The organism is Mycobacterium sp. (assembly GCF_035499775.1).
Classification (GTDB): domain Bacteria; phylum Actinomycetota; class Actinomycetes; order Mycobacteriales; family Mycobacteriaceae; genus Mycobacterium.
The window spans coordinates 1-9,147 of the sequence record NZ_DATJYB010000589.1; the positions used below are offsets into that span (position 1 = coordinate 1).

10 protein-coding genes are annotated in these 9,147 nt (G+C 64.6%); 1 reads left to right on the top strand and 9 read right to left on the bottom strand.

Features of this window, described 5'->3' with window-relative positions; genetic code table 11:
• From VML93_RS35670 to VML93_RS35710, 9 genes are all read right to left on the bottom strand, one after another.
• A partial coding sequence (locus tag VML93_RS35670) for a virulence factor Mce family protein (RefSeq protein ID WP_325618136.1) occupies window positions 1-998 on the bottom strand: 998 nt, incomplete at its 3' end.
• On the bottom strand, window positions 995-2,416 hold the full coding sequence (locus VML93_RS35675; RefSeq protein ID WP_325618138.1) for a virulence factor Mce family protein: 1,422 nt from the start codon (window positions 2,414-2,416) through the stop codon (window positions 995-997). The genes VML93_RS35670 and VML93_RS35675, both read right to left, overlap by 4 nt.
• Window positions 2,413-3,480, bottom strand: coding sequence for a virulence factor Mce family protein (locus tag VML93_RS35680; protein ID WP_325618140.1), 1,068 nt, complete (start codon window positions 3,478-3,480; stop codon window positions 2,413-2,415). Before VML93_RS35680 ends, VML93_RS35675 begins: the two co-directional genes overlap by 4 nt.
• Window positions 3,470-4,522, bottom strand: coding sequence for a virulence factor Mce family protein (locus tag VML93_RS35685; protein WP_325618142.1), 1,053 nt, complete (start codon window positions 4,520-4,522; stop codon window positions 3,470-3,472). Before VML93_RS35685 ends, VML93_RS35680 begins: the two co-directional genes overlap by 11 nt.
• Window positions 4,522-5,724, bottom strand: a complete 1,203-nt coding sequence (locus tag VML93_RS35690) for an MCE family protein (RefSeq protein WP_325618144.1) — start codon at window positions 5,722-5,724, stop codon at window positions 4,522-4,524. The genes VML93_RS35685 and VML93_RS35690 overlap by 1 nt, the downstream gene beginning before the upstream one ends.
• 17 nt (window positions 5,725-5,741) lie before the next feature.
• On the bottom strand, window positions 5,742-6,587 hold the full coding sequence (locus VML93_RS35695) for an ABC transporter permease (protein ID WP_325618146.1): 846 nt from the start codon (window positions 6,585-6,587) through the stop codon (window positions 5,742-5,744).
• Window positions 6,588-6,594: 7 nt separating this feature from the next.
• A complete protein-coding gene (locus tag VML93_RS35700; RefSeq protein ID WP_325618148.1) occupies window positions 6,595-7,359 on the bottom strand; it encodes an ABC transporter permease in 765 nt (254 codons plus the stop codon).
• Window positions 7,360-7,605: 246 nt separating this feature from the next.
• Window positions 7,606-8,538, bottom strand: coding sequence for a 3-oxoacyl-ACP reductase (locus tag VML93_RS35705; protein WP_414686533.1), 933 nt, complete (start codon window positions 8,536-8,538; stop codon window positions 7,606-7,608).
• Between the two features lie 37 nt (window positions 8,539-8,575).
• The gene (locus tag VML93_RS35710; RefSeq protein ID WP_325618152.1) at window positions 8,576-8,767 is read right to left on the bottom strand and encodes a ferredoxin; all 192 of its coding nucleotides are present in this window, start codon (window positions 8,765-8,767) and stop codon (window positions 8,576-8,578) included.
• A 180-nt stretch (window positions 8,768-8,947) separates the two neighbouring features.
• Between VML93_RS35710 and VML93_RS35715 the strand changes: the two genes are divergently transcribed.
• Window positions 8,948-9,147: acyl-CoA dehydrogenase family protein (locus tag VML93_RS35715; RefSeq protein ID WP_325618154.1), on the top strand; the 200-nt coding region annotated here is incomplete at its 3' end.

Consider the following 9,147-nt stretch of genomic DNA (forward strand, 5'->3'; position numbering starts at 1 on the left):
TCACCGAGCCGGCGCAACGTCAGGTCGAACGTGGTGAACACGTTGAGGTAATCCCCGCGCACCGCCTGCTTGATCCCGAAGTTGGGGAACGGGAAGGTCAGCAGGATCTGCAGCGAGGTGATGAAATTCTTGCGGTTGTCGTTGAGCGCCTTGACAACTGAATACAGCCCTTTGACATCCTCGGCGAAGTCCACCTTGGTCTTGGCGAGGATGTGCGATGTGACGTTCGCCAGCCGGTGCAGCGCACTGAACGCGTCGACGATGTGGTCTCGCTGCTTGTTGAGCACTCGCAGCGCCTCGGGCAACGTGTCCAGCGCCCGGCCCAGATTGTCCTTGTCGCGCGCGAGGCTGGCGGAGAACCGGTTCAGCCCGTCGAGCGCGCCGATGATGTCGTTGACCTGGTCGTTGAGTCCCGAAGTCAACTCCGCGAGCCGGGGGATCAGGTCCTTGAACTGGCCCTGACGGCCCTCCACGGCCTTATAGGTCTCGTTGGTGATGTCTTCCAACGAACCGACATTGCCCTTGTTGACCACCACACCGAGGGCGGAGAACACCTCCTCGGTGGTCGGGGCGCGGGTCGTGGCGGACTCCGGGATTACCTTCCCGTCGACCAGCTTGCCCCTCGGGTCGTGCTCCGGACGGGCCAGTTCGACATGCATCGAACCCAGCAGTGACGTCTGGGAGACCTTCGCGGTCGAGTTCTCCGGCAGATCCACGTTCTTGTCCAGCGCCAACTTCACTGCGGCATAAAAACTTCCGTCGGGCCGCTGCTTGGCGGTGATACCCGAGACGCTGCCGACAGTGACTTCGTCGACCATCACCGGCGAGTTCTGCGGCAGCGTCGCAATATCGCTCATCTCAACGGTGACCTCAAATGCGCCACTGCCATGACCCTGGGTGCCGGGCATCGGCAGCGAGTTCAGCCCGCCGAACTGACAACCGGCCAGCAGCACGCTGCCCGCCGCTAATACGCTGCCGCGCAACACGTATCGCTTCATCGACCGCCCCCCTGCTCGGCAGGCAGCGGCGGTCCCGGAGCGGGACTCGGGCTGAGCCCGGCTGCGGCCGGGCCCGGCCCGGGCAGTGGTCCGGGCGCGGGGCCGTAACCGGGAGCGGGCGCTCCCGCCGGCGGTGCGCCCGGGGCGGGCGGCAGGAGCATGCTCTGCAAGTCCGCCGGATTCTGCACGGGATGCGCGCCGGGAGAAGGTATCCAGGTCAGCTGCGGAACGGGTGTCTGCGCCTTGGCCTGGGTGGCCGGCGTGTCGTAGATGATCTGACCCTTGTACGCGGTGATCGTGTTGAGCGGGTGGAACATGATCGGCGGATAGTTCACCGAGAGTCGGCGCAGCACCGGCCCCAGCCGCTCGCGACAGATCTCGGCACGCCGGAAGTACTCCGGCGCCCTTGAGCCGGCGGCGGTTTCGAAGGACCCACCGCAGATGAACTGGACCGGATTGGCGAACTCGGGTATCGACAACAGACCGTTCAGCGTGCCCTGCGCGGGGTCATAGATGTTGTAGAAGTTGGTGATGCCGGGGCCCGCCACGTGCAACACCTGCTCGAGGTTGTCGCTCTGGTCGCTCAGCGTCTGGGTGAGGTCGGTGAGCTTGTTGACCGTGTCGATCAGCGTCGAATTGTTCTGGCCCAGGAACCCCCGGATATCGGAGAGCGCCTGGTTGAGGGTGCCCAGGGTGTCGTCCAGGTGCCCCGAGCTGTCCGCGAGCACCTGCGACACCGTCGCAACGTGTCCGGCGAACTGCACGATCTGTTCGTTGCTCGACGACAGCGCGTCGACCAGGATCTGCAGATTCTTGACCGTGCCGAACAGGTCGCCGCGCGAATCCCCCAGCCGCCCAGCGGCTTGAGAGAGCTCGCGCAGCGCGTTGTGGAACGAGTCGCCCTTGCCGTCGAGCGTGGCCGCGGCCTGGTCGATGGCCTTGCCCAGCGGCCCCTGCTTCTGCCCCGCCACCGGACCCAGCTGAACCGAAAGCCTGGTCAGCGACTCCTTGACCTCGTCCCATTCCACCGGGACCACAGTCTGCTCGATTGGCTTGCCGTCGGGCAGCACGTCGCCGCGCGTGTACGCCGGGCTGAGCTGAATAAACCGCGCCGTCACCAGGTTCGGCGAAATGATCACGGCCCGAACGTCCTTGGGGATTTTGACGTCCTTGGACACCGACATGGCGACCACGACGCGGGACGGCTCCGGGGTGATCGACTTGATCTTGCCCACCGGAACCCCGAGAACGCGGACCTGATCGCCGGGATAGAGACCGACGGCAGAGGTGAAGTAGCCCACCACGGTTCGGTTCTTGCCAACCGACGTCAGCAGGTAGATGCCGCCCGCCAGCACCGCGACCAGTGCGATCACGATGCCGACGAGCAGCCCGCGGCTGCCGGAAATCCGCTTGATCATGGCGACTTCGGCCTGATAACCCAGCGCTCTTGGATCAGTCCGCGCAGGTAGTCGGAGAGGCTGGCCGGTAGCTTGCCCGGCTGGTAGACGAAGTCGAACATCGCCGCCAGCAGCGGCGCCGGTATCACGCCATAGACGTTGACGTTGAAGCCGGGCCCGGAACCCACCACCTCGCCCAGCTCGGTGGCGTAGGTGGGCAGCCGTTTGATGGCCTCGGTGATGTAGTCATGACGCTCGTTGAGAGTGTCCAGCACCAGGTTCAGCTTGCTCAGGGCCGGACCGAACTCCTTGCGATTGTCGGCGACGAACCCGGAAATCTGCGTCGAGAGACCCTTGATTCCCGAGATCAACTGCCCCAGCGCCGCACTGCGCTCGTCGAGCGCGGCGAACAATTGGTCACCGTCGTTGACCAGCTTGTCGACTTGCTTGGCACGGTCTGCCAGCACAGCTGTCACCGACTTTGCGTGCTCCAACAGCCCTTGCAGGGCCTCGTCACGGCGGTTGAGGGTCCGGGACAACGACGTCACCCCGTCCAGGGCGCCGCGCAGCTGCGGAGTGGCGTCGCGCAGCGAGTCGGTCAGTACCCCGAGGGCCTGCTCGAACTGGGGCTTGCTGACGATGCCGTTGGCGTTGCCGCCCAGATCCTCGAGTGCCCCGGCCAGCGTGTAGGGCGTGGTCGTCCGGCTCCGCGGGATCGTGGTCGACTTGCCGCCGCCGGCCGGGCTCACCGAGATCGAGCGCTCGCCGAGGATGGTGTCGGTACGGATCGCGGCCAGCGACTGGTCGCCGACGGTCACGTGGCGGTCCACGGTGAAGCCGATCCTGACGCTGTCCCCGGCCAGACTCACGTCGGAGACTTTGCCGACCTTGAAGCCCGACACGTAGACGTTGTTGCCGGGTGAGATGCCGGCGGCGTCGTCGAAGTAGGCGGTGTAGCTTTTGCCCTGCGGCCAGAACGGCAGCCCGGCGTATCCGAATGCGATCAACACCACGCAGATCACCAGCACCAGGCCGAAGATGCCGGTGCGCAGCGGGTCACGGTCGCGCTTTGGATTACCGGGCAAAAGCGCACCTCCCCTTGCTGGGATCCACCTGGCCGCCCAACGGCAGCAGGAGGTCGCCGCCGGCCGGTCCGTTGATCTTGATCGTCACGGAGCAGAAGTAGATGTTGAAGAACGACCCGTAGGCGCCGAGGGCGGCCAGGCGCAGATAGTCCTCGCCCAGTTGCTCGATGTCGTCGGCCACCTCGGCCTTGCGGTTGTCCAGCTCGGTGGCCAGCGGCCGGACGTTTTCGATGACGCCCTGCAGCGGCCGACGTGAATTCTGCAGCAGTTGCGTCAGATCCGTCGTCGTCGACGCCAGCGGCGGAATGGCGCCGGCGATCGCATCCCTGTTCTTGGCCAGCCCGGTGATCAGCTGCTGCAACTGGTCGACGCTGGACGAGAATTGCGCGCTCCTGGCGTCGATGGTGCCCAGCACCGTGTTGAGGTTGGTGATCGTGTCGCCGATCAACTGATCGCGATTACCCAGCGCCGACGAGAACGCGTTGGTGTCGGAGAGCACGTTCGACAACGCTCCACCCTGGCCCTGCAGCAATTCGATGACGGCGCTGGTGACGGTGTTGACCTTGTCCGCGTCCAGTCCCTTGAGCACCGGCTTGAGTCCACCCAGCAGCGCATCGAGATCCAGCGCGGGCTGAGTGTGCTGGGCGTTGATCGTGCCGCCCGGCGCCAGCTTGCGCAGCTCGCCCGGGCCGGAGGTGATCTCCAGGTACCGGTCGCCGACCAGATTTTCGTAGCGGATCAGCGCGCGGGTCGACGAGTACAGCTGGTAGTGCTTGTCGATCCCGAATTTGACGTCGATGGTGTTGTCCGGGTTGAGCTTGATCTCCTGCACCGAACCGACCGGCACTCCCGCGATGCGGACCTTCTGTCCGGCCTTCAACCGCGAGGCGTCGGTGAAGGTGGCGTGATACGAGGCTTCCGGCCCGAATCGGAAGTCGCCGAACACGATCACCAGCGCGGCGCTGACCAGCAGCATCACCACTGCGAAGATGCTGACCTTGATCACCATCGATCGGTGTGAAGGCATGGTGCCCGACGCCATCAGAAGTCGTCCCGTTCTGCGAAGCTGCCGTGGAACAAGAATTGCAGCGTGGAGGGCGCGTCGACCTGCACTTCGGTGAACGGCTCGTAGGGGATGTAGGCGTTGTCGGTGACCAGGAACGGCGCGCGGTAGAACGAGCCGCCGGTCTGCTTGGTCGGGATGTCAGGCAATCCGCGACAGTTCGGACCGCCCGACGCGTTGACGATCGGCAGGCTCTCCGGGTAGACGTACGACGGCGCGCCGAGGACGAAGTTCGACGACGTGAACAGGCCGGCCTTGCGGCCACCGAGCAACGGGCCGAACTCTTTGATGCCCCTCTCGACGCCGGCGAAGAAGCAGCCGAATTCGGGCGAGTAGTCGGAGGCCACTTTCAGCGGCGCGCGGAGCCTGTTGATGGCGTCGATGAAATTCTGCTCCGCCGGTTCCAGCGTGGCATAGGCGTTGTTGGCCAGCCCGATCGTCGCCAGCAGCGTGGTGTCGAGGTTGCCCTGCTGGTCGACGAGAGTCCTGTTGATGGTCGGCAGGTTGTCGAACACGGTGTTCAGGTTCGGCGAGGCGTCGCCGTAGACATTGGTGACGATGGCGGCCTTGCGGAAGTCCTCCTTGAGAGCGGGCAGCTTCGGGTTCACTTGCTGGGTCAGGGTATTCAGTCCGGCCAGCAAGGCGCCGGTGTCGTCACCGCGACCACGCAGACCTTCGGACAGCGCACTGAGTGTGCCGTTCAATTCGACCGGGTCGATCTTGTGCAGCAGGTCCATCAGCGACTGGAACAAGGTGTTGACTTCCAGCTGCACCTCCGTGGCTTGCACCGTCGAACCCGCAGCCAACGACTTGCCCGACGCGTGTTCGGGCACCAGGAATTCCACCGACTTGGCGCCGAAGATGGTGTTGCCGCCGATGTGAACGGGCGCATTGGACGGGATGAAGTGCAACTGGTTGCTGTTGATGGCCAGCTTCAGCCGGGCCTGGTCGTCCTGGTAGGCGATGTCGTCGACCTTGCCGACCTGGATGCCGCGGTACTTGACCTTGGCGCCCTTCTCCATCACCAGCCCGGCGCGCTGCGAGGCGACATTGATGGTTTCGGTCGGGGTGAAAGCCGCCGTGTACGAAAAGTAAGTCAGCACAGCGAAAGCGACGATCAGGCTGGCGAGCAGCGCAGCTGCCAGCCGAACCGTGGTGCGTCGCGATCCTGTACTTGCCATGCTCCTTCGGGGTCTCCTTACCCAGAGAGGTTGAAATTACCTGACGAGCCGTAAACAGCGAGCGAGATGAACAAAGTAATGACGACAACGACGATCAGCGAGGTCCGCACGGCCTGACCGACCGCGATGCCGACGCCGACCGAACCGCCGCTGGCGTTGTAACCGTAGTAGGTGTGTACGAGCATCACCGCGATCGACATCACGATCGCCTGCAGGAACGACCACAGCAGGTCGGACGGTATGAGAAAGGTATTGAAATAGTGGTCGTACAGCCCCGCGGACTGCCCGTTGATGAACACGGTGGTGAAGCGAGCGGCGAAGAACGCGGCGAGCACCGACAGCGAATACAGCGGAACGATCGCGATGAGGCCGGCGATCAGCCGGGTCGACACCAGATACGACACCGAGTGCACCGCCATGCATTCGACCGCGTCGATCTCCTCGGAAACCCGCATGGCGCCCAGCTGGGCGGTGGCGCCCGCACCGATCGTGGCCGCCAGCGCGATACCCGCGATCACCGGCGCGACGACGCGGACGTTCAGGAATGCCGACAGGAACCCGGTCAGCGCCTCGATGCCGATGTTGCCCAATGACGAGTAGCCCTGCACGGCGATGACACCGCCGGACGCCAGGGTCAGGAAGGCCGCGACGCCGACCGTGCCGCCGATCATGACGAGCGCTCCTGCGCCCAGCGTCATCTCGGCGATCAGCCGGATCGTCTCCTTGCGGTACCGGGTGAGGGCGTTCGGGATGTAGCGGATGGTCTGGCCGTAGAACAGCGCCTGTTCGCCGAAGTCGTCGATCGGCCCCTGAAACGCCCTATTGAAGAGGTTGCGTACCCGGTAAGTGAGGTCGTAGCTCATCGTGTGCTCATTTCGCCGACAATCGCACCCCGATGGCCGTCATCACCACGTTGATGACGAACAGACAGATGAACGCGTAGACGACGGTTTCGTTCACCGCATTGCCGACGCCCTTGGGCCCACCCTTGACGGTCAGGCCGCGGTAACACCCGACCAGCCCGGCCATCACCCCGAACAGCAGTGCTTTGACCTCGGCGAGAATCAGCTCTTTGAGTCCGGTGAGCACGGTCAGCCCATTGATGAAGGCGCCGGGGTTGACGCCCTGCAGCAGGACGGAGAACACGTAGCCGCCGGACAGACCGATGGCACACACCAGGCCGTTGAGCAGTAGCGCGACCAAAGTAGACGCCAAAACCCTGGGTACGACCAGCCGTTGGATCGGGTCGATGCCCAGCACCCGCATCGCGTCGATTTCCTCGCGGATGGTGCGCGCACCCAGGTCGGCGCAGATCGCCGTGGCACCGGCGCCGGCCACCACCAGCACCGTCACCACCGGCCCCAGCTGGGTGATGGTGCCGAATGCCGTTCCGGCGCCGGACAGGTCGGCGGCCCCGATTTCGCGCAACAGAATATTGAGGGTGAACGCCACCAGGACCGTGAACGGGATGGACACCAGCAGCGTCGGAACCAGCGACACCCGGGCGACCATCCAGGTCTGATCCAGAAACTCGCGGAACTGGAACGGGCGACGGAAAGCCGCGCGGAAGGTCTCCATCGTCATTTCGAAGAACCCACCGACAGCCCGGGCCGGGACCGCAAGTTTGTGAATCAACTGGGTCCCCCCGTCTGCTGCTCGCGGCGAAGTCTCGATGTCCTCCGGGCACGGCCAGGGTTTTGCCCGCTGCTCAGTGTGAGCCGGCTCATATTAACTCAGAACGACTTCGCCGTGTCAACGAATGTCGGGTAACGATATTCGTGCTTGCCACACTATGATTTGGGCAGGTCAGGACCATTGCGGCCAAACCAATCTGACACAGGTTCTAGCCAACAAGAGGCCTCGGGAACGTTTCCCACAACCTCACTCGCCCATCAGGGCGGTTGCGGAGAACGTCAGGTCCGGATCGCGGCCGGCAAAGTAGTCCCGCAATGTAGCGCTGAGCTGCCCCGGATCCCATGCCGAACCGTCGGCGCTGAACTGCTGTTCCACGCTCGGCGCCGACACCAGCGTCACCCGTGGACCGTAGACGATGAACACCTGACCGTTGACTTCCGCGGCGGCCGGCGAAGCCAAGAACTGGACCAGGGTGACCACGTGGTCCGGTGAGAGCGGGTCGATCTCGCCTTCCTCTATATCTGCGGCGCCGAAGACGTCGGCCGTCATCGCGGTGCGCGCCCGCGGGCAGATCGCGTTGGCGCACACCCCGTATCGGCCCAGCGCCCGCGAGGCCGTCAGGGTCAGCGCGGTGATGCCCGCCTTGGCGGCGCCGTAGTTGGCCTGCCCCACCGGACCCATCAGGCCCGCCTCCGACGAGGTGTTGATCAGCCGGCCATATATAGAGCCAGCTGGGGCGTCTTTGGCTTTGGCGCGCCAGTAGGTGGCGGCGTTGCGGGTGAGCAGAAAATGGCCGCGCAGGTGCACGGCAATGACGAGGTCCCATTCCTCGTCGGACATGTTGAACAGCATCCGGTCCCGGGTGATCCCGGCGTTGTTGACCACGATGTCCAGCCCGCCCAGCCCGTCGGAGCAGGCGATCAGTTCGTCGGCCGTCGCGCGCTGGCTGATGTCGCCGGTCACCGCAACCGCTTTGGCGCCGGCGGCGGCGATCTCGTCGACGACATCGGAGGCATCCAGGGCGGCGGCCAGGTCGTTGACGACGACCGTGGCGCCCAGCCTGGCCAGGCCGAGCGCCTCAGCGCGGCCGAGCCCCGCGGCCGCACCGGTCACCACCGCGACCTTTCCGGACAGATCGATCGCGTTCGTGCTGCCATTGGGCGTAGTCAATTTATGAATACCTCTAGTTTCGGGTCACACGCGGCTCAGGCTGGGTTCAGTCGCCGCGCAGCAGCGCGGCTCGTGGGCATTCGGCGATGGCCTGTTCGGCCAGATCCTCCTGGTCGGGAGGAATCGGATCAGTCTTGATGACGGCGTAGTCCTCGTCGTCAAGGTCGAAGATATCCGGTGCGATTCCCAAGCACACCGCGTTCCCTTCACACCTGTCACGGTCCACGATCACCCGCACGGCATCCTCCTTGAACCCGGCCTTCCAGTCCGATCACGTACTGCACCACCATAAGGCCCAGCTACGTCTGACGAAACGGTCGCTGGATTCCCAGACTAGAACGTGTTACAACCGGGAAGACGAATGGGTAGCCGTTGGTTGTTGCGGCGGCTTGCGATGGTTAACCGAAGGACGGCTGGAATGCGCATCAGTTACACGCCTGAACAGGAGGAGCTGCGTCACGAGCTGCGGTCGTACTTCACCGCGCTGATGACTCCGGAGCGGCGCGAAGCGCTGCATTCGACGCAGGGCGAGGTCGGGACCGGCAACGCGTATCGCGACACCGTCGCGCAGATGGGCAAGGACGGCTGGCTGACCCTGAACTGGCCCAAGGAGTACGG

What these genes read in the sequence shown, in the direction of transcription:
- VML93_RS35685 (WP_325618142.1), bottom strand. Translation starts at nt 4,522, where the DNA reads ATGGCGTCGGGCACCATGCCTTCACACCGATCGATGGTGATCAAGGTC.
- VML93_RS35690 (WP_325618144.1), bottom strand. Translation starts at nt 5,724, where the DNA reads ATGGCAAGTACAGGATCGCGACGCACCACGGTTCGGCTGGCAGCTGCG.
- VML93_RS35675 (WP_325618138.1), bottom strand. Translation starts at nt 2,416, where the DNA reads ATGATCAAGCGGATTTCCGGCAGCCGCGGGCTGCTCGTCGGCATCGTG.
- VML93_RS35695 (WP_325618146.1), bottom strand. Translation starts at nt 6,587, where the DNA reads ATGAGCTACGACCTCACTTACCGGGTACGCAACCTCTTCAATAGGGCG.